Below are 18,773 nucleotides of genomic sequence, written 5' to 3' on the forward strand. Positions count from 1 at the left end.
AACGCTAGGCACGTCGTATTGACTTTTCCAGCGGAACCACATGAAACAATTCACCGCAATGATTTTGCAGTGCGCGGCAGCCAGTGGCCGTCAGGACCAAGCGGGCGCTCACGTCTCGACCCGTGCGCTTCGATGACCCCAGTGCGAATCCTCGAGACCCTGCTCGATCGCAACGTTGATCGCCGCCCCGATCAGCACCGCGATCGACAGGACGTACAACCACAACAGCACCGCGATGGGTGCGGCGAGCGGTCCATAGATCGACGTGCCGCCCGTCGAGAAGCCGAGAGCCCAGCGGACGAAGTAGCTGCCGAAGATCCACAGCAGCAACGTGAACACTGCCCCGGGCAGGCCAACCCGCCACTGCTTCCGCACCGGCACCGCCAGGTGGTAGAGCGTGGTGAGGAATCCGACCGACAACAGGAGCACCGCTGGCCAGTAGAAGTAGCGCAGGAAGGCGAACCTGTCGGTCAGGATGTCGGCCGCAACCTGCGGACCGGCCAGCACGAGCGGCACCAGGATGATCCCGACCAGCAACGCGATGATGTAGAGCGCGAACGACAGCGCCCGAGTCTTGACGATGCCGCGGTGTCCGCCGAGGCCGTAGATGATCGAGATCGTGTCGATGAAGACGTTGAGAGCACGCGAGCCGGACCACAGGGCGAGCACGAAACCAATCGAGATCACGTCGATGCGACCGGCCCCCAGCACGTCGTTGAGCGTCGGCGCTATGACCTGGTCGACGGTGTCGGGCGTCAGCGCCTGGGAAGCCAGTTCGATGACCCGGTCCTTGAGCACGTCGACCTTGGCCACGTCGTAGCGCTCCGCGACGAAGCCGATCGTGCCGGCCAGGCCGAAGACCAACGGCGGAAGCGACAGGATCGCGAAGAACGCCGCTTCGGCGGCCAGGCCCGTCACGCGATAGCGGAAGCAGCTGCTCACGGTGCGGGCGACAACCCTCTTGCCCGACTGGGCGACCCCCGGTCGGTCTACCGGTTCCACCACCATGGCTCTACCGTAGCGACATGGATCCCCTCCAGCGTGCACCTTCCAATCAGGCGATCCCGCTGGTCGGCTACAACGTCGCGACCGCCGACCGGGCCTTGATGGATTCCGTCGCTGCTTTCGGTGGCGTCCACGCCGCGGAGATCGCCGATGCGATCGAGCCGATGGGGCGCCTGGCCGGATCCGCCGAGACGCGCGAGCACTGGCACCTGGCCAACGAGAACGAGCCGGTCCTGCGTACCAACGACCGGTTCGGCAACCGCATAGACGAGGTCGACTTCCACCCGTCGTGGCACTGGCTGATGACACAGGGCGTCGGCTTCGGCTTGACCGCCGAGCCCTGGACGTCGGACTCCCCCGTCGCCCACCTGAAGCGTGCCGCCGGCTTCTTCACGTGGGGCCAGTCCGAGGCCGGGCACATGTGCCCGATCACCATGACATACGCCGTCGTGCCGGCTCTTCGAGCCGATGACGCACTCGCCAAGCAGTGGACCTCCGGGCTGGCGTCCCGCACGTACGACTTCGGGCTTCGCCCCCCAGAGGGCAAGGCTGGCCTGCTCGCCGGCATGGGAATGACTGAAAAGCAGGGCGGCTCGGACCTGCGCACCAACAGCACGATCGCCCGCCCCACCGAGACACACGGCGAATACCTGCTCACGGGCCACAAGTGGTTCACCTCGGCGCCCATGAATGACGTGATCCTCGTGTTGGCGCAGGCCACTGAAGGCATGACGTGCTTCGTGGTGCCGCGAGTGCGCCCGGACGGCACCCGCAACGCGCTGTCGATCGTGCGACTCAAGGACAAGCTCGGCAACCGGTCCAACGCATCCAGCGAGCTTGAGTTCAACGACGCGTACGCGACCCGGCTCGGCGACGAGGGCCGCGGCATCCGCACGATCATCGAGATGGTCTCGGCCACGCGGATGGATTGCATCCTCGGCTCGGCCGGCATCATGCGCAAGGCACTCGCCGAGGCGACGTGGCACGCGAGCCACCGGGCCGCCTTCGGCGCGACGCTGGCTGACCAGCCGGCGATGACCAACGTCCTCGCCGACCTGGCGGTCGAGAGCGAGGCGGCCACGATGGTGGCGCTGCGGCTGGCCTCCGCCGTCGACCGACCGGATGACCCGCACGAGCAGGCGCTGCGTCGGATCGGCCTGGCGCTGGAGAAGTTCTGGGTCTGCAAACGGACGCCATTCATGGTCGCCGAGGCGCTGGAGTGCCTGGGCGGCAACGGCTACGTCGAGGAGTCGGGGATGCCCCTGCTGTTCCGCGAGTCGCCGCTCAACTCGATCTGGGAAGGCAGCGGGAACGTCAACGCGCTCGACGTGCTGCGCGCGCTCGGGCGGGAGCCCGAGACTCTGGACGCGTGGATCACCGAGGTCGGCTCGGTCCGGGGTGAGGACAGGCGCCTGGACGCCGTCGTCGACGAGGTGCTGACCGAGCTCGCAGACCTGACCGACATCGAAGTGCGTGCGCGCCGCATCGCCGGCCGGATGGCCACGGCACTGCAGGGCACCGTCCTACTGAAGCACGGCGACCCGGCGGTCGCCGACGCCTTCTGCGCCTCGCGCCTCGGCGGCGACTGGGGCGGTACGTTCGGCACCCTCCCGCGCGGTCTCGATCTCGCGGGCATTGTTGCCCGCGCCATCCCTCACCTGGAGAGCTGAATGCGCCTTTTGTCCATGGCGGCCGCACTGGCCGCCACGATCACCCTTGTCTCGGCTCTGGCACTGCGCGCCGCAGATCCGATGCTCGCCGTCGCGGCCGTCGCGGCCGTCGCTGTGCTGTTCACCTGGTACGCCCAGCTGCACAGCACCGACGAGAGCTCGGGGCTCTGGCTGGCCAATCCGGCATCGGCTGTCACGCTCGCCATCGTGCGCCGCGGCTCGTGGTCGACGCTCCTGCCCGTCCTCGCTGCGCACACCGTCGGCGCGGTGCTCGGCGGGCTCGCCGCGCTCGCTCTGGATGACCGGCTTGGCCAGACCATTGTCTTCACCCAGCCGAGCCTCGTCGTGACCGCGGTGGGTGCCGCACTCGTCGGTCTCGTCGGCGCCTGGGCGACGCTCACGATCGACGGCGGCGGCCATGAGTCGTACGCCGCCGTGCCGGCGATCGTCGGAGGCGCGGTCCTGCCGCTCGGCCTGATCGCGGTGTTCCACCCGGCTGCCGTCGTCGGTCTGGCGACTGCCGGGCTCGTGCCGTGGGACGTGGCCCTGGTCGCTGCCGGGACGACGCTCGTCGCGTCGATCGTGGGTGCGTACGCCGTCGCGGTCCTCGTCCCGGCGGAGTGACACAGGTCACATCAGCAGCCGTTTCCCCGCGTGCGCTAGTCACGCCGTCTCACATTACGGACGGTCGTCTCAAATCATGAGATGATTGGTTGTCACCCCGGACGCATGTCCGCAGACTGGTCACATGATCGCTGCACAGACCCTCCGGCTCGTGGTACGCCTCCACGTTGACCTCGGTCGAGTGCACAACATGATGTGTCGCTGATCAACGCGCGACCTCTGTTCTGATCTCCAGTCTCGATCACACCAGGCGTGCGGCGACCTCGTCCGTGACGAAACCGGGTGATCGCCGTGTGCCCTGTCCAAGGGAATCCTCATGGCAACAGCCACCGAAACGGAAACACCCACACGTCAGGCGCGACCCCGACGCGGCGAGGGCCAGTGGGCGCTGGGCTACCGCGAACCACTGAACGCGAACGAGCAGTCCAAGAAGGACGACAACCCACTCAACGTCCGGGCCCGCATCGAGAGCATCTACTCCCAGCGCGGCTTCGACTCGATCGACCCGGGCGACATGCGCGGACGCTTCCGCTGGTGGGGCCTCTACACGCAGCGCAAGGCTGGCATCGACGGCGGCCGAACCGCGACCCTCGAGCCCGAAGAGCTCGAGGACAAGTACTTCATGCTCCGGGTCCGCGTCGACGGCGGACAGCTGAACCTTGCTCAGCTGCGGACGATCGCCGACCTTTCGCAGGCCTATGGTCGCGACTCCGCTGACCTGACAGACCGGCAGAACGTCCAATACCACTGGATCGACATCCGGGATGTCCCGACGATCTGGGAGCGCCTCGAGGCCGTCGGCCTCTCGACCCAGGAGGCGTGCGGTGACTGCCCGCGAGTCATTCTCGGCAGCCCCGTTGCCGGGGTGTCGCTGGATGAGATCATCGACGGCACGCCAGCGATCGAGCAGATCGAGCGCGAGTTCATCGGCGACCAGGCGTTCTCCAACCTCCCGCGCAAGTTCAAGACCGCGATCAGCGGCCACCCCGGCCACGACGTCGTCCCGCAGATCAACGACATCGCCTTTGCCGGCGCGGTGCACCCCCAGCATGGACCCGGCTTCGACCTCTGGGTGGGCGGCGGCCTCTCGACCAACCCCATGTTGGCGCAGCGGGTCGGCGTGTGGGTGCCGCTCGACGAGGTGGCCGACGTCTGGAAGGGCGTCACGAGCATCTTTCGCGACTACGGCTACCGGCGCCTGCGCACCCGTGCGCGGCTGAAGTTCCTGATTGCCGACTGGGGCGTCGAGAAGTTCCGCGAAGTGCTCGAGACCGAGTACCTCGGACGTACGCTCGTCCACCTCGACGCGCCCGAGGCGCCCGAGGCGCCCGCCACCCCGGCGGATCACGTCGGCGTGTTCCGGCAGACCGACGGCAAGTATTTCGTGGGCGCCGCGCCCACGGTCGGCCGCATCTCCGGCACGCTGCTGCACCAGGTCGCCGACATCGTCGAGGCCCACGGCAGCGACAGAATCCGCACGACGCCGATGCAGAAGCTGCTGGTCCTGGATGTCGAGGAGCATCGGGTCGAGTCACTCGTGGCCGCCCTCGCTGAGATCGGCCTCCACGCTCGCCCGTCGCAGTGGCGTCGCAACACGATGGCGTGCACGGGCATCGAGTTCTGCAAGCTCGCGATCGTCAACACCAAGGATCGCGCCAAGGACCTGATCGCCGAGCTCGAGCAGAGGGTGCCCGAGCTCGACTCCCCCATCACGGTCAACGTCAACGGCTGCCCCAACTCGTGCGCCCGCATCCAGACCGCCGACATCGGCCTCAAGGGCATGTTGGTCAACGACGCCGACGGCAACACCGTGGAGGGCTTCCAGGTGCACCTCGGTGGCGCGCTCGGGCTCGAGGCTGGCTTCGGTCGCAAGTTGCGGGCGCACAAGGTCGCCGGGGACCGCCTTCCCGACTACATCGAGAAGCTCTCCCGGACGTACCTCGAGCAGCGTGAGCACGGCGAGCCCTTCGCCCGGTGGGTCGCCCGAGCCGACGACGAGGTGCTGCGATGACCGCCCGCGCTGTGCCGTTTCACTGCCCCTACTGCGCCGACGAGGACCTGCGTCCCCACGGCGAGAAGCACGGCGAGTGGGAGTGCCGCTCCTGCCTCAGGGCATTCCGCCTCGGCTTCATCGGACAGCTCGCCCCCACCAACCTGACCACCCACGAGACACCCACTGCAGCACCAAACGGAAGGAGGACAGCATCATGACCGCACCAGCACTCATTGCTCTTGCGCATGGCAGCCGCGATCCGCGTTCTGCCCAGACGATCACAGCCCTGACGGAGTTGGTGGCGTGCATGCGTCCCGACCTCCGGATCGAGCCAGCTTTTCTCGACCTCGCCGAGCCCGACTTCGACGCCGCCGTCAACCGGCTGGTGGCCGAGGGACACCAGGAGATCGTGGTGGTGCCGTTGCTGCTCACCGAGGCGTTCCACGCCAACATCGACGTGCCGAGCGTCATCGCGGCCGCTCTGGCGCGGCACAACGGCATCTTGATCGAGGCCACGAAGGTGCTCGGCATCGAGAATGCGTTCTTCCACATCCTCGACAAGCGTCTGCGCGACGCGCTCTCGCTCAACAAGGTGCGTGAGCTCGATGCCCTCGTGCTCGCGGGCGCCGGCTCGTCCGACCCGCTGGCCAACGCGGCCATCTCCCGGGCTGCCCGGGCCTGGGGCGCGCACCACAAGCTGCCGACGATCGCGGCGTTCGCCTCGAGCGTTCCGCCGGCCGCCGGTGAGGCAGTCCGCGCCCACCGGGCGGACGGACGCCGACACATCGCGGTTGGCCAGCTGTTCCTCGCACCTGGCGTCCTGCCGGACCGGGTGACCGAGCTGGCGTACGAGGCCGGGGCCGTCGCGGTGGCCGAGCCGCTGGGCGTCGACGACGAGATCGCCCGGGTCATCCTGGCGCGGTACGCCGTCGGTGCGGTCGACCTCGTCCCGCTGGAACCGCTGTCGGCCTGAGCCGCGTGGGTCGAGCGCGCTACATCGTCGCGAGACGTGCGCGCTCGGCCTCGACGGCGAAGTCGGCGACCGGCCACTCCAGGTCGAGGGCGCGCAGCTGTTCCAGCAGCAGCGCTGCCACGGCCCAGTTGCGGTACCACTTGCGACCACTCGGCACGATGTGCCACGGGGCGTGCGCGGTCGAGCAGCGCTCGAGCGCCAAGGCGTACGCCCGCTGGTAGTCGCCCCACAGCATGCGCTCGTCGAGGTCGCCGGTGTTGTACTTCCAGTGCTTGCTGGGGTCATCCAGCCGGGCGGCCAGTCGTTCCGCCTGATCGTCGGCGGTGATGTGCAGGAAGCACTTGATGATGACCCCACCGGAGTCCGTGAATGCCTGCTCGAAGTCGTTGATCGCGCTGTAGCGACGCTCGATCTCCTCGGGGGGCGCGAGCTGGCGGACCCGGCCGATCAGCACGTCCTCGTAGTGCGACCGGTCGAAAACGCCGATCATCCCCGGGCCGGGCAGCGCCCGCTCGACCCGCCACAGGAAGTCGTGCTCGAGTTCTTCGGGTGATGGCTTCTTGAACGAGGTGATGGTCAGTCCCTGGGGATCGACCAGGCCCGCGACGTGGCGGATGATGCCGCCCTTGCCCGAGGTGTCCATGCCCTGCAGGACGACCAGCACCCGTGCGTTGCTCGACTCGGCCCGACCACCGGCGAACAGCTTTTCTTGCAGGTCGCTGAGCTCCTTCCCCATCTCGGCGAGGTGCTTCGCGGCGTCGTCCTTCTTGCCAGAGAAGCCCGTAGTGGCCCGCGAGTCGTATGCCGAGAGGTCGACCGGCGCTGTGATGGTGAGCTGGGCATCGAGAGACTTGGCCATGTCGGCAGTATGCCCGACGGGTGGCGCAGCACGCATGACGTACGAGCGCCGTAGACTCCTGCACATGTATGACGTCGCACTCCTCATCGAACGCCAGCTCAACGAACTCGACGCAGATCAGATCATCGCGCTGCACGAAGGTCTCGACGACACGATCGGCTACCACCTGCTGCTGCCGGTGGAGAGCTCGCAGGCGATCCTGACGTCCTCGATGAGCGCCCTCGGCTCGGGGCAGATCACGCCGATCACCGAGCCCGACGCGATCGAAGAGGTGCAGCAGCAGATCGTCAAGGCCGGCCAGTCCGAGCTCGACGCGAGCGCGGCCCTGCTCCGTGAGCGAGGCCAGCAGGTCTCGGCGGTGCTGACCGAGGGCGACCCAATCGACGCACTCCTCGAGCTCGTGACGTCCAGCGGGTCTTCGGAGGTCATCATCCTCACTGAGCCGCACATCGTGCGCGAGTTCCTGCAGCTGGACTGGACGTCGCGGGCGCAGCGCAAGCTCGACGTGCCCAGCGTCCACCTGCTCGAGCACGTGCCGTTCGACGCCCAGCGCTGATCCGGCGCCGGCTGGCCCTGCCACGTAGGCTTGAGACATGGCTTACGACGTGGAAAAGACCGACCAAGAGTGGAAGGCCGAGCTGAGCGCGGCCGAGTTCGATGTGCTGCGCAAGGCTGGCACGGAACGTCCGTTCAGCTCGTCGTACGAGACGGATCCGACGGTCGGCGTCTACGAGTGCCGCGCCTGCAGCGCCGAGCTGTTTCGCAGCGATACCAAGTTCGATGCGCACTGCGGCTGGCCGGCGTTCTACTCCCCGCTCGCCGAGGACCGCGTCGAGTACATCGAGGACCGCTCGATGTTCGGCGGCGTACGCACCGAGGTGCGCTGCGCCCGATGCGGCTCGCACCTCGGCCACGTGTTCAAGGGCGAAGGCTTCCCGACTCCCACCGACGAGCGCTTCTGCATCAACGGCGTGAGCCTGCAGCTCCGCGCCGACTCCTGAGTCACCTCGCCTTCCCGCTGAGCCTGACGTTTGTGTCGTGTCCGTCCGGCGATTCGCGACAAAAAGGTCAGGCTCAGCGGGGTCAGGGCCAGAGTTCGGTGAGCTCGGTGACGGTGTGCGCGCGGCCCGTGTAGAACGGGACCTCTTCGCGTACGTGGCGACGGGCCTGGCTGGCCCGCAGCTCGCGCATCAGGTCGACGATGCGGTGCAGCTCGTCGGCCTCGAACGCGAGCATCCACTCGTAGTCGCCCAGTGCGAACGAGGCGACCGTGTTGGCCCGCACGTCGGGATAGTCCCGGGCCTGCATGCCGTGCTCGCGCAGCATCTCGCGACGCTCCTCGTCGGGCAGCAAGTACCACTCGTACGACCGGACGAACGGATAGACGCAGACGTACGGGTGGGTCTCATCCTCGGCCATGAACGCCGGGATGTGCGACCGGTTGAACTCCGCCGGCCGGTGCAACGCCATCTGCGACCACACCGGCGCCATGCGGGCGCCCAGGGCCGTACGTCGGAACGCGTTGTAGGCGGCCTGCAGCGCGTCGCTGGTCGGCGCGTGCCACCAGATCATCAGGTCGGCGTCGGCCCGCAGGCCACTCACGTCGTAGGTGCCACGCACGATGACGTCGTCAGCCGCGAGCTTGGCGATCAGCTCGTCGACCTCGGCCGCGATCTCGGCGCGTGGAGCGTCGCCCAGGACCTTCTCGATCCGGAACACCGACCACATCGTGTAGCGGATCGTGTCGTTGATCTCCTTGGCCAGTTTGCCCTTGTTCGCGATGGTGCTCATGCGTCTATTGTCCCAGCGTCCAGAAGTCGCCGTGCGGCCGCCCGACCCGAGGCGATGACCGCCGGGATGCCGACGCCGCGATAGGCCGCACCGCAGACCTCGAGCCCACGCACCGAGGCGACAGAACGCTCGATGGTGGCGACCCTGTCGAGGTGACCGACGTCGTACTGCGGCAGCGCCCCTCCCCAGCGCTGCACCACCGCGTCGACCGGTTCCGCAAGTCCGCCGAACGCCGCACGCAGGTCGGCCAGTGCGCCCGCGGTGATGGCGCGATCGTCGTGCTGGAGGAGCGTCGCCTCGCCCGCACGCCCGACCGAGGCGCGGATGACCGTACGTCCGGTGTCCGCGACCCAGCCCCACTTGTTGGACGACACGGTCGCCGCCTTGATGAACTTCCCGTCGACGGGCGGGACCAGGAAGCCGGATCCTTCGAACGCCGGCGGCTCGTCGAGCACGTACGTGACGATCGCCATGCTGGCGTAGTCGATCGCGGCGAGCGCGAAGGCGGCATCGGGTGCATCCTCGGCGATCAGTCGCGCGGCGGCCGGTGCCGGGGCCGCCACCACGACGGCATCCACGTCAAGATGCTCGACGCCGGTCGTCGGCCCGACCGAGAGACGCCAGCCGTCCGTCGTCCGAGTGATCGCGCGGACCGTCGAGTCGAGCCGGACCTCCAGGCCGGGGGTCGCCGCGACAGCGGCCGGCAGCTGGCCCACTCCCCCGACAAGTCCGGCGAACACCGGGCCGCTCGCCGTCGCAGCGGCCCGAGCCGCGGTGGCGCCGGCGAGCAGGTCGGGGCCCAAGGCGGCTATCTGAGGGGTCGTGGCACGCAGCGACAAGGCCTCGGTGTGACCGGCATAGACACCGCCCAGCAATGGCTCTACGAGACGGTCAAGTACGTCCCGACCGAGCCGCGTGGCGACGAAGTCCGCAACGGAGACGTCCTCGTCCGGCACCGGAAGCACATGCGGATCGTCGACCCGGGCGATACCGGAGGCAGCCAGCTCGGTCAGATCGGCGGGGATGCCCATAACCGTGGCAGGCATGGGTCGCAGCTCGCCATGGGTCCAGATGGACGCCGTGATGGTGTGCGGGTTGACCATCTTGCCGTCGAGTCCGACTGCCGCGATCAGGTCCAAGCCTTCGGGTCGGCGAGCCAGGATCGACTCGGCCCCGAGGTCCAGCGTCAGATCGCCGACCGAGCCCAGCCGGAGCTTGCCACCGAGTCGGTCCGAGCCCTCCAGAATGACGACGTCCGCGCCGCTGGAGGCCAGCTCGTACGCCGCGGCCAGCCCGGCCATGCCACCACCGACGACTGCGACACGCATGTCAGGAGGCGGTGGACTCGTAGCCGTGCACGAAGTCGACCAGGCGCGCCAGCGAGTCCGGATCGGTGGCGGGAAGCACCCCGTGGCCCAGGTTGAAGACATGCCCTTCGGCCGCGCTTGCGGCATCGATGATCTGCGCGGCGCGGGAGTGCACGAACTCGGTCGGCGCGAACAGCGTCGTGGGATCGAGGTTGCCCTGGACCGCGCGCCCAGGCCCGACCCGCCGGACGGCCTCGTCCATCGGCACCCGCCAGTCGACGCCGACGACGTCAGCGCCCGCGTCGCCCATCGAGTGCAGCAGCTCGCCGGTGCCCACGCCGAAGTGAATGCGCGGCACACCGAGGTCAGCCACCGAGTCCAGCACGGCGGCCGAGTGTGGCTTGACGTACGTCTCGTAGTCCGCGAGCGACAGCGTGCCAGCCCACGAGTCGAACAGCTGGACCGCAGAGGCGCCGGCCTCGACCTGCAGTCGGAGGAACTGACCGGCAATCGCGGCCATCCGGCCCAGCAGGGCGTGCCACAGATCTGGCTCGGAGTACATCAGCTGCTTGGTCAGTCGGTGGTCACGCGAGGGCCCGCCCTCGACGAGGTAGGACGCCAGGGTGAACGGTGCGCCCGCGAAGCCAATCAGCGGTGTCGTGCCCAGCTCGCCGACCAGGGCCGTGACGGCGTCGGTGATCGGGCTGACGTCGTCCGGCTCGATGTCGCGGAACTGCGTGAGTTGTGCGGCCGAGCGGATCGGATCCGCGACGACCGGTCCGACGCCCGGCACGATGTCCAGATCGACGCCGATCGCCTTGAGCGGCACGACGATGTCAGAGAAGAAGATCGCCGCATCGACGCCGTAGCGGCGTACGGGCTGCATCGTGATCTCGACGACCATGTCGGTCCGAAAGCACGACTCGAGCATCGCGGTGCCCTCGCGCAGTGCGAGGTACTCAGGGAGCGAGCGGCCAGCCTGGCGCATGAACCACACCGGCGTGTGATCGGGTCGCTCCCCTCGGCAGGCTTGGAGGAAAGCGCTGTCGGTCATCGTCGAGGTCACTCGCCCAGTGTCTCAGGTCGTGCGGAGTGTCGGGGCTGTGGCCTGACCCTTCCGCGCCTACCATCACAGGGTGGGAGCCCGAAGCGAGATCGACCGCACCCCCGCACGATTCACGGCTGCGGTAGAGCAGGTACGCCAGGCAGTCCTCCGACCTGAGGTCGTGGTGGACGAGATGCCTGCGCCCCAACGCATCGCGCCGCACGCCTTCGCGATGAGCGGAGACGTCCTTGTCGGCGAGGACGAGCTGGCGACGGGCCGCTTCATTCTGCTGCACGATCCGGCCGGCAACGACGCGTGGGGCGGCACATTCCGCTGTGTCACGTTCGCACGTGCCGACATCGACGCAGACATGGCCGCCGATCCTGTGCTCCCGAGCGTCGGGTGGAGCTGGCTGACCGAGGCCCTCGAGGCGTACGGCAGCGAATACACCGCGGCCAGTGGCAGCGTCACGGTCGTGAGGTCCGAAGGCTTCGGCGAGATGGAGGCCGACGGTTCGGACGCACAGATCGAGGTGCGCGCCTCATGGACGCCGCTGGCCGACGAATCGACCGCCGGCATGGACTCACATGCCGCCGCGTGGTCCAACCTGTTGTGTGCCATCGCCGGCCTGCCACCCTTGGCGCCCGGCGTGATCCCGTTGCAGCGCAGGCGTGGTGTGCGTTGACCGTCTCCGAACCGACCACCCCCGACGAGACCCCCACCGACGAGACCCCCACCGACGATGTGGCGCCAGCGCCGGTCGTGCCCGAGGCCCCTCGGCTGGAGCTGCGAGACCCGTTGCCGCCCGTCGTCAACACTCCCGAGCTGCTGCAGCAGACCTGCGAGCGCATCATGGCGGGCACCGGGCCGATCGCCCTGGACGCCGAGCGGGCGTCGGGCTACCGCTATTCCCAGCGCGCCTATCTCGTGCAGGTCCGTCGCGAGGGGTCCGGCACCCACCTGATCGATCCCATCGCCTTCGACAGCCTGGTGCCGCTCGACACGGCATTCGACGGCAACGAGTGGATCCTGCACGCTGCCAACCAGGACCTGATGTGTCTGGCCGAGGTCGGCCTCTACCCCGAGTCGCTGTTCGACACCGAGCTCGCCGGACGCCTGCTCAACCTCCCCCGCGTCGGCCTGGCCGCGCTCGTCGAGCACTACCTCGGACTGAGCCTGGCCAAGGAGTTCTCCGCGGCCGACTGGTCCACCCGACCCCTGCCTGAGCCCTGGCAGGTCTACGCAGCCCTGGACGTCGAGGTGCTCGTCGAGCTCCGCGACCTGATCGACGCCGACCTGCAGAAGGCCGGCAAGCGCGAATGGGCCGCCGAGGAGTTCGAGGCCCTGCTGTCGTTCCAGGGCCCGCCTGAGCGCAAGGAGCCCTGGCGGCGCACCTCCCACCTTCACAAGGCCCGCGGGCGCCGTGCCCTGGCGCTGGTCCGCGAGCTCTGGGAGGCCCGCAACGCGATCGCTGAGGCCCGCGACACGACCCCGGGTCGGATCCTCCCGGACGCCTCGATCCTCGAGATCGCGATCACGCCCCCGGAGAGCATCGCGGCCCTCAAGAGCATGCGGATCATGCGCAATCGTGGGCCTCGCCGATTCGCCGCGGAGTGGTTCGAAGCCGTCGAGCGCGGACTCACACTGCCCGAGGCCAAGTTGCCGACCGCGAGCCAGCGCGTCGACGGTCCCCCGCCTCCGCGGTCGTGGGCCGACAAAAATCCTCCTGCAGCGGGCCGTCTGGCCCGTAGCCGCGAGGTCGTCGTCGGACTGGCCGGCCAGCATGACCTCCCCACCGAGAACCTGATCAGCCCCCAACTCGTCCGCAACCTCGCGTGGGAGCCGCCCGCCGAGATCACGGCCGGCGCCGTGAGCGCGGCGCTGACGGCTGATGGTGCGCGGGCCTGGCAGATCGGCCTGATCGTCGAGCCGATCACCATGGCCCTGCAGGAGCCGACCAGCTGAGAGCCGGTCACCGGCAAGGTCACACCATTTTGCTGTACAAGGTTAGCCACTCCTAAGTTACGATCATGGAGTGTTCGGAAACTTCCTGATCGGGCTGCGCGAGGGCCTCGAAGCCAGCCTTATCGTGAGCATCCTGATCGCCTACCTCGTCAAGACAGGTCGGCGGCACGAGATCCGGTTCGTGTGGGCCGGCGTCGCCGCCGCCCTGGCCCTGGTCGTGGTCGCCTTCACGATCATCACCGTCGTGTTCGACCAGCTGTCCTTCACCGCCCAGGAGATCGTCGGCGGCACGCTGTCGATCCTGGCGGCCGCGCTGGTCACGTGGATGATCTTCTGGATGCGTCGCACCGCCCGCGGGCTCAAGCGTGAGCTCGAGGGCCAGATGGCTGATGCGCTCGCGCTCGGCCCCATCGCCCTGGGCAGCGTCGCCTTCCTCACGGTCGGACGCGAGGGCCTCGAGACGGCCGCGATCCTGTGGTCCACGATCGTCGGCAGCACGACCAGCACGCCGTTCGTCGGTGCCGCGGCCGGCATCCTTGTCGCGGTCGGCCTCGGGTTCCTGATCTACCGGGGAGCGATCAAGGTCAACCTCGGCAAGTTCTTCACGGTCACCGGCGCCCTCCTGATCGTCGTGGCCGCCGGCGTCCTGGCCTACGGCATCTTCGACCTCCAGGAGGCCGGGGTCCTGCCCGGGTTCACCAGCCGCGCCTTTGACATCAGCTCGACGATCCCACCGGACAGCTGGTACGGCACGCTGCTCAAGGGCACGGTCAACTTCCAGCCCGACCCGTCCTGGCTGCAGGTCGTGGCCTGGACCGCGTACGTCATCCCGGTCCTGTGGCTCTACCTGCGCCAGCCCAAGCCAGTCGCTGCACCGCCGGTCGAGCAGCCTGCACGCACGGTCTGATCTGGCCCACCCGGCTAACGTGGGGTCATGACTGCGGCACTTGGCCACCGGGCCCGCGGATGAGCGACTTCAAGAAGCCTTCCTTGCCCGGATCCGCGCTGTTCGAGGCGCAGGCCGACGGAGCAGATCCCGCCGAGATGACCGCGGCCGGCCACCGCATCGCCAACCTGCTGGTGCGCGGACCCCGGTCCGACGACGACCAGGGGCTCGTCGATCGGGTGCTGCACCTGGCCGACGCGGAGGGCCTCGGCGCGATCGCCGACCTCTGGTCGCACGCCGCTGCCGACAGCCTGGCCGGAGCGCTCTGGCGGCTCTACCTGTTGCGCACGTGGGTCTACCGTCAGCCCGAGCAGGCTGCGCGCGAGTTCTCGTCCGGCAAGGCGTACGCACCCGTGCACGAGGTGCTCGCCGGGGTCGTCGACCCGCCTGGTCCCGAAGAGGTCATCGAGCTCGTCGACACCGTCGTGCGCGGGATCGTCGGTCCCGACTTCGACGTGACACTGGATCGCGCCGCGTCCTTCGCGCACATCGTGGGCGTCGGTCGGGCACAGCTTGAGAGCGGCGATCCGCAGAGCGCCGCCAAGCTCGTCGACACCGCCCTTCACCTGCGCCGGGCCGCCGTCCTGGAGCGCGCGTCGCAGCTGCACTGAACTCGCGACTCGGCGTCCTTGAGTTGCGCCGATGCTCGGTTAGGCTGGTGCACGCGTCGGGCTGTGGTAGCCCCGGGTCCCAAAATTAGCCGCCTAGAGCGGCCACGCGCCGTGAGGCGCTTCCCAGCCCGACGTGACCCTCACCCTCGTGGCGCGAACGTCGTGTAGGACTGCGTCGGCCGGCCGATCAGCGCGAGCTCGTCGAGGTCCTCCGGCGACGGGATCCACCCGCCGGCCTTGGCGTTCGCCGCGACCTGCTCGGGCCGGGTCGCGCCCGCGATGACGCTCGTGACCGCCGGTTGCGCCGCGAGGCCACCGATCGCGAGGTCGAGGATCGAGATGTCTCGTGCGAGGGCGTACGCCTCGAGCGCCTCGATGCGTTCCCAGTCGGCATCCTGCAGCCGCTGGGACTGAACGGCGAGACGCGTCCCCTCGGGCGCCCCCTCCCCGCGTCGGTACTTGCCGGTCAACAGCCCGTAGGCGAGCGGGAAGTACGGCAGGAGGCCGACACCCAGCGAGAGACACGCCGGCGCCAGCTCGACCTCGGCGGTGCGGTTGTAGAGGGAGTACTCATTCTGCGCGGTGACGAAGGACTCCAGCCCGGCCGTGCGCGCGACCCAGTCGGCATCCACGACCTGCCAGGCCTGCAGGTTGGAGCAGCCGATGGCCCGCACCTTGCCCTCGACCACCAGCTCGGACATCGCGCCCAACGTCTCCACGATTGGAGTCGATGGATCGGGCGTGTGCAGCTGGTAGAGATCGATGTAGTCGGTGTCGAGCCGCCGCAGGCTCGCCTCGACGGCCGTTCGGACGTACTCCGCTGTGCCGCGGCGACCACCGTCGTCCCCGTTGGCACCTTGCATGTCCATGCCGAACTTCGTCCCGATGAGGACCTGGTCGCGGCGCACCCCGAGAGCCTGCCCCCGCAGCTCCTCGCTCTGCCCGATGCCGTACGTGTCGGCGGTGTCGAAGAAGTCGATGCCGTGCTCGAAGGCCGCGTCGACCACGGCCCTGGTCTGGTCGGCATCGATCCGGCTGCCGAAGGCATTGCAGCCGAGTCCCACGGTCGAAACGGTCAGGTCGCTGGTGCCGAGCGGTCGTCGTGTCGTCATCACGCCAGCCTAGGCATGGACGTGAGTATGCCGTGGCTCACACCCGCTGTTCCGTCATGTCGTGGCCACCCACGCGTCTCCACCTCAGTTGTCCCACCGGCTCCTCCAGGGGATCGGTGGGACGACGCTGGGTTGTCTTCACCGTCGCACGCCCGGTTAGACTCACCCGATGTCCAGGATGCCCGCGGTGCGCAGGAGTGCCGCCGGGCTGGCTGCCGCACTCATTGCTGCCATGCTCGTGACCTTCGGCGGTCACCCTGGGATGTCGGCATCGCGGCCCATGACTGGCTCCACACACGCTGGGGTCTTGGTCAAGCCGGGGCGACTCCCACCGTCCGTCACCGCCAACCAGCACGCTCATGTGCTCCCGCACCTCGACCTCGCAGCGACGCTGCAGGTCGTGACACCGCACGTGCCACAGGTCGGGACAGTCACTGCTCCAGGCGCGGTCGTGACACGACCAGGACGTGACCTCGTCGTCGCAACCGGACGGGCACCGCCGGCTGCGTGAGCCGCGCCGCCTCCCGTCCATCCGCGCCCTCGCCGGCGTACTTCCGTGAAAGTCATCCATGTTGTCCCGTGCTCCCGTGTGGCGTGCCGTCGCTGCCTTCTTCGTCATCGCCATCTCCCTGATCTTCGCGCTCACCAGCTCGGCCAAGCTCGGCCTTGACCTGCGTGGCGGGACCCAGATCGTGCTCCAGACCAAGGACTCCGACCGAGTCAAGGCTGATGCCGAGTCAACCGATCGGGCGCTCAGCGTGCTGCGCGGCCGCGTCGACGCGCTGGGCGTCGCCGAGCCGACCCTGGCGCGCTCCGGCGAGACTCGCATCATCATCGAGCTTCCCGGCCTGCAGGACCCTCGCGAGGCAGCCAAGATCATCGGCCAGACAGCGCAGCTGTCGTTCCACGAGGTCCTCGGCACTCCCGCGGCAGGCGACGAGCCGGGCGAGGGCGAGCAAGTCCTCAACGATGAGAGCGGTCAGCCCATCCTGGTCGGCGAGCCGCTCCTGGACGGCAACGGCGTCTCGGACGCAGTGGCCCAGACCGAGCAGCAAGGTCTCGGCGAGTGGCTGGTCAACGTCGACTTCAACGGCCAGGGCCGGGACGGATGGAAGCAGCTCGTGTCCGACGCCTGCGCCAACCCGGCAGCCGGCAACCGGGTCGCGATCGTGCTGGACGACGAGGTCATCTCGTCCCCCGGCGTGGTTCCCGCGCTGTGCGCCTCGGGCGGCGGCAACAGCACCAGCATCAGCGGCAGCTTCACCCAGGCCTCGTCCAAGGACCTGGCCCTGCTGATCAAGGGCGGCGCCCTCCCGGTGCCGGTCGAGACCATCGAGCAGAGGACCGTCGGGCCAACGCTCGGCAAGGTCGCGATCGACGCGTCGATCGAGGCAGCGATCATCGGCATCGTTCTCACCGGCTTGTTCATCATGTTCATCTACCGGCTTGTCGGCTTTCTGGCCACCATCGCGCTGGGGTCGTACGCCCTCATCTCCTACGGACTGCTGGTCTGGCTCGGAGCCACCCTCACCCTGCCCGGGCTCGCGGGCTTCGTGCTTGCCGTCGGACTGGCGATCGACGCCAACGTGCTGGTGTTCGAGCGCGCACGCGAGGAGTACGCCGAGCGGATGGCCGGAGGTCTCTCACCCGCGCTCAACACCGGTTTCAGCAAGGCATGGTCGGCAATCATCGACTCCAACGTGACGACGCTGCTGGCCGCTGCCCTGCTGTTCTTCTTCGCTTCGGGGCCGGTCAAGGGATTCGGCGTCACGCTCTCGATCGGTGTTGTGGCCTCGATGTTCTCGGCCCTCGTGGTCGCGCGGGTACTGAGCGAGTGGGCCATGCGGCGGTCCTACGTCCGCGGACACCCGCAGCTCAGCGGCATCGCCGGGACGGGGCGCATCCGCAAGTGGCTGACCGAGAGCGGCCCCGACCTGATGAAGCGCAGCGGGACCTGGATCGCTGCCACCGTGGTCGTGGCGATGTTATCGATCGGTGGCATCGCGCTGCGTGGTCTCGACCTCGGTGTCGAGTTCACCGGCGGCCGCCTGCTGGAGTACTCGACCTCGCAGACCGTCGAGGTCGAGAAGGCGCGTGAAGCCGTCGGTGAGGCGGGGTTCCCGAAGGCCGTCGTGCAGTCGTCGTCGGGCGACGGCGGCGCCGAGAACATCACCGTCCGCGTCGACGACATCACCAACGATGAGGCGTTCAAGATCGAGACCGCTCTCGCGGGGGTCGCGGGAGACGTCGAGAAGGAGCGCGACGAGCTGATCGGCCCGAGCCTCGGCAAGGAGCTGCGCGACAAGGCCCTGATCGCGTTCGCGATCGCGATCGCAGCACAGATGATCTACCTGGCCTGGCGGTTCAGGTGGACGTACGCAGCTGCGGCCGTCCTGTCGATGACATCGGTCGTGCTGACCGTGGTCGGCACGTTCGCATGGTGGGGCAAGCCGATCGACGGGGTCTTCCTCGCGGCGGTCCTGTCGATCATCGGTCTGGCGGTCAACGACACGATCGTGGTGTTCGACCGGATCCGTGAGCACACTGCGGCGAACCGCAGCCGTCCGCTGCGCGATGTGGTCAACGAGGCGATCCTGCAGACCATCCCCCGCACGATCAACACCGGGCTGGGTGCAATGTTCATCCTCGCGGCGCTTGCGTTGCTTGGCGGCGACTCCTTGACCGACTTCGCGATCGCACTGTTGATGGGTCTGTCGTTCGGCATCCTGTCGACGATCTTCACCGCGTCGGCCTTTGCGGTCGTGCTCGAGGAGCGCTGGCCGTTCGACCCGTCGAACCCGCGCAAGCGAGTCGTCGACCCGTACGCGAATGTCGACGACGGCCGATCCACCGGTGCGGTCATATGAGCGCG

At 68.4% G+C, this 18,773-nt stretch carries 19 protein-coding genes; 13 read left to right on the forward strand and 6 right to left on the reverse strand.

What is annotated here, in order from left to right; genetic code table 11:
* Positions 1-108: 108 nt before the first annotated feature.
* Positions 109-1,008: a YihY/virulence factor BrkB family protein gene (locus tag C6I20_RS09375; protein ID WP_118395716.1), complete on the reverse strand. Its 900-nt coding sequence runs from the start codon at positions 1,006-1,008 to the stop codon at positions 109-111.
* A gap of 17 nt (positions 1,009-1,025) precedes the next feature.
* Here C6I20_RS09375 and C6I20_RS09380 point away from each other — a divergent pair, with 17 nt between their 5' ends.
* The 5 genes from C6I20_RS09380 to C6I20_RS09400 all read left to right on the forward strand — a co-directional run bounded on the left by C6I20_RS09380 (position 1,026) and on the right by C6I20_RS09400 (position 6,265).
* The gene (locus C6I20_RS09380; RefSeq protein WP_118395717.1) at positions 1,026-2,675 is read left to right on the forward strand and encodes an acyl-CoA dehydrogenase family protein; all 1,650 of its coding nucleotides are present in this window, start codon (positions 1,026-1,028) and stop codon (positions 2,673-2,675) included.
* Complete coding sequence (locus C6I20_RS09385) at positions 2,676-3,299, forward strand: hypothetical protein (RefSeq protein WP_118395718.1); 624 nt, start codon at positions 2,676-2,678, stop codon at positions 3,297-3,299.
* 316 nt (positions 3,300-3,615) lie between these two features.
* Positions 3,616-5,310, forward strand: coding sequence for a nitrite/sulfite reductase (locus tag C6I20_RS09390; protein ID WP_118395719.1), 1,695 nt, complete (start codon positions 3,616-3,618; stop codon positions 5,308-5,310).
* Positions 5,307-5,510 (forward strand): hypothetical protein, encoded by a 204-nt coding sequence (locus tag C6I20_RS09395; protein WP_118395720.1) that lies wholly within the window; start codon positions 5,307-5,309, stop codon positions 5,508-5,510. The genes C6I20_RS09390 and C6I20_RS09395 overlap by 4 nt, the downstream gene beginning before the upstream one ends.
* Positions 5,507-6,265 carry a sirohydrochlorin chelatase gene (locus C6I20_RS09400; RefSeq protein WP_118395721.1) on the forward strand — a complete coding sequence of 253 codons (759 nt, stop codon included), beginning with the start codon at positions 5,507-5,509 and terminating at the stop codon, positions 6,263-6,265. Before C6I20_RS09395 ends, C6I20_RS09400 begins: the two co-directional genes overlap by 4 nt.
* 19 nt (positions 6,266-6,284) lie before the next feature.
* Here the strand turns inward: C6I20_RS09400 and C6I20_RS09405 are convergent, their stop codons facing one another.
* The gene (locus C6I20_RS09405) at positions 6,285-7,124 is read right to left on the reverse strand and encodes a PPK2 family polyphosphate kinase (RefSeq protein WP_118395722.1); all 840 of its coding nucleotides are present in this window, start codon (positions 7,122-7,124) and stop codon (positions 6,285-6,287) included.
* 64 nt (positions 7,125-7,188) lie between these two features.
* On the opposite strand from C6I20_RS09405, the gene C6I20_RS09410 reads away from it, so the two are divergent.
* Together C6I20_RS09410 and msrB are read left to right on the forward strand one after the other, a co-directional pair.
* Positions 7,189-7,680, forward strand: a complete 492-nt coding sequence (locus C6I20_RS09410; protein ID WP_118395723.1) for a hypothetical protein — start codon at positions 7,189-7,191, stop codon at positions 7,678-7,680.
* Positions 7,681-7,717: 37 nt separating this feature from the next.
* The gene (gene msrB / locus C6I20_RS09415) at positions 7,718-8,125 is read left to right on the forward strand and encodes a peptide-methionine (R)-S-oxide reductase MsrB (RefSeq protein ID WP_118395724.1); all 408 of its coding nucleotides are present in this window, start codon (positions 7,718-7,720) and stop codon (positions 8,123-8,125) included.
* 82 nt (positions 8,126-8,207) lie between these two features.
* Here the strand turns inward: msrB and hemQ are convergent, their stop codons facing one another.
* From hemQ to hemE, 3 genes are read right to left on the reverse strand one after another with little or no spacing between them, the layout of a single operon-like run.
* A complete protein-coding gene (hemQ, locus tag C6I20_RS09420; RefSeq protein ID WP_118395725.1) occupies positions 8,208-8,915 on the reverse strand; it encodes a hydrogen peroxide-dependent heme synthase in 708 nt (235 codons plus the stop codon).
* On the reverse strand, positions 8,912-10,243 hold the full coding sequence (gene hemG, locus C6I20_RS09425) for a protoporphyrinogen oxidase (protein WP_118395726.1): 1,332 nt from the start codon (positions 10,241-10,243) through the stop codon (positions 8,912-8,914). Before hemG ends, hemQ begins: the two co-directional genes overlap by 4 nt.
* 1 nt (position 10,244) lies before the next feature.
* A complete protein-coding gene (gene hemE / locus C6I20_RS09430; RefSeq protein WP_254052093.1) occupies positions 10,245-11,288 on the reverse strand; it encodes a uroporphyrinogen decarboxylase in 1,044 nt (347 codons plus the stop codon).
* 70 nt (positions 11,289-11,358) lie between these two features.
* On the opposite strand from hemE, the gene C6I20_RS09435 reads away from it, so the two are divergent.
* The 4 genes from C6I20_RS09435 to C6I20_RS09450 all read left to right on the forward strand — a co-directional run bounded on the left by C6I20_RS09435 (position 11,359) and on the right by C6I20_RS09450 (position 14,789).
* Complete coding sequence (locus C6I20_RS09435; protein ID WP_118395727.1) at positions 11,359-11,952, forward strand: DUF3000 domain-containing protein; 594 nt, start codon at positions 11,359-11,361, stop codon at positions 11,950-11,952.
* On the forward strand, positions 11,949-13,232 hold the full coding sequence (locus tag C6I20_RS09440; RefSeq protein WP_118395728.1) for an HRDC domain-containing protein: 1,284 nt from the start codon (positions 11,949-11,951) through the stop codon (positions 13,230-13,232). The genes C6I20_RS09435 and C6I20_RS09440 overlap by 4 nt, the downstream gene beginning before the upstream one ends.
* A 70-nt stretch (positions 13,233-13,302) precedes the next feature.
* Complete coding sequence (gene efeU, locus C6I20_RS09445) at positions 13,303-14,139, forward strand: iron uptake transporter permease EfeU (RefSeq protein WP_118395729.1); 837 nt, start codon at positions 13,303-13,305, stop codon at positions 14,137-14,139.
* An 83-nt stretch (positions 14,140-14,222) separates the two neighbouring features.
* Positions 14,223-14,789: a hypothetical protein gene (locus tag C6I20_RS09450; RefSeq protein ID WP_254052094.1), complete on the forward strand. Its 567-nt coding sequence runs from the start codon at positions 14,223-14,225 to the stop codon at positions 14,787-14,789.
* Between the two features lie 140 nt (positions 14,790-14,929).
* On the opposite strand, the gene C6I20_RS09455 is transcribed toward C6I20_RS09450, so the two are convergent.
* Positions 14,930-15,901 carry an aldo/keto reductase gene (locus C6I20_RS09455; RefSeq protein ID WP_118395731.1) on the reverse strand — a complete coding sequence of 324 codons (972 nt, stop codon included), beginning with the start codon at positions 15,899-15,901 and terminating at the stop codon, positions 14,930-14,932.
* A 169-nt stretch (positions 15,902-16,070) separates the two neighbouring features.
* Between C6I20_RS09455 and C6I20_RS09460 the strand changes: the two genes are divergently transcribed.
* Together C6I20_RS09460 and secD are read left to right on the forward strand one after the other, a co-directional pair.
* Positions 16,071-16,412, forward strand: a complete 342-nt coding sequence (locus C6I20_RS09460; RefSeq protein WP_162891242.1) for a hypothetical protein — start codon at positions 16,071-16,073, stop codon at positions 16,410-16,412.
* Between the two features lie 76 nt (positions 16,413-16,488).
* Positions 16,489-18,768 carry a protein translocase subunit SecD gene (gene secD, locus C6I20_RS09465; protein WP_254052095.1) on the forward strand — a complete coding sequence of 760 codons (2,280 nt, stop codon included), beginning with the start codon at positions 16,489-16,491 and terminating at the stop codon, positions 18,766-18,768.
* Positions 18,769-18,773 lie beyond the last annotated feature (5 nt).

The organism is Aeromicrobium sp. A1-2, from assembly GCF_003443875.1.
Classification (GTDB): domain Bacteria; phylum Actinomycetota; class Actinomycetes; order Propionibacteriales; family Nocardioidaceae; genus Aeromicrobium.

Bases quoted from the DNA above. Each gene is read 5' to 3' on its own strand.
- C6I20_RS09375 (WP_118395716.1), bottom strand. From the start codon at position 1,008: ATGGTGGTGGAACCGGTAGACCGACCGGGGGTCGCCCAGTCGGGCAAG.
- C6I20_RS09380 (WP_118395717.1), top strand. From the start codon at position 1,026: ATGGATCCCCTCCAGCGTGCACCTTCCAATCAGGCGATCCCGCTGGTC.
- C6I20_RS09385 (WP_118395718.1), top strand. From the start codon at position 2,676: ATGCGCCTTTTGTCCATGGCGGCCGCACTGGCCGCCACGATCACCCTT.
- C6I20_RS09390 (WP_118395719.1), top strand. From the start codon at position 3,616: ATGGCAACAGCCACCGAAACGGAAACACCCACACGTCAGGCGCGACCC.
- C6I20_RS09395 (WP_118395720.1), top strand. From the start codon at position 5,307: ATGACCGCCCGCGCTGTGCCGTTTCACTGCCCCTACTGCGCCGACGAG.
- C6I20_RS09400 (WP_118395721.1), top strand. From the start codon at position 5,507: ATGACCGCACCAGCACTCATTGCTCTTGCGCATGGCAGCCGCGATCCG.
- C6I20_RS09405 (WP_118395722.1), bottom strand. From the start codon at position 7,124: ATGGCCAAGTCTCTCGATGCCCAGCTCACCATCACAGCGCCGGTCGAC.
- C6I20_RS09410 (WP_118395723.1), top strand. From the start codon at position 7,189: ATGTATGACGTCGCACTCCTCATCGAACGCCAGCTCAACGAACTCGAC.
- msrB (WP_118395724.1), top strand. From the start codon at position 7,718: ATGGCTTACGACGTGGAAAAGACCGACCAAGAGTGGAAGGCCGAGCTG.
- hemQ (WP_118395725.1), bottom strand. From the start codon at position 8,915: ATGAGCACCATCGCGAACAAGGGCAAACTGGCCAAGGAGATCAACGAC.
- hemG (WP_118395726.1), bottom strand. From the start codon at position 10,243: ATGCGTGTCGCAGTCGTCGGTGGTGGCATGGCCGGGCTGGCCGCGGCG.
- C6I20_RS09455 (WP_118395731.1), bottom strand. From the start codon at position 15,901: ATGACGACACGACGACCGCTCGGCACCAGCGACCTGACCGTTTCGACC.
- C6I20_RS09460 (WP_162891242.1), top strand. From the start codon at position 16,071: ATGTCCAGGATGCCCGCGGTGCGCAGGAGTGCCGCCGGGCTGGCTGCC.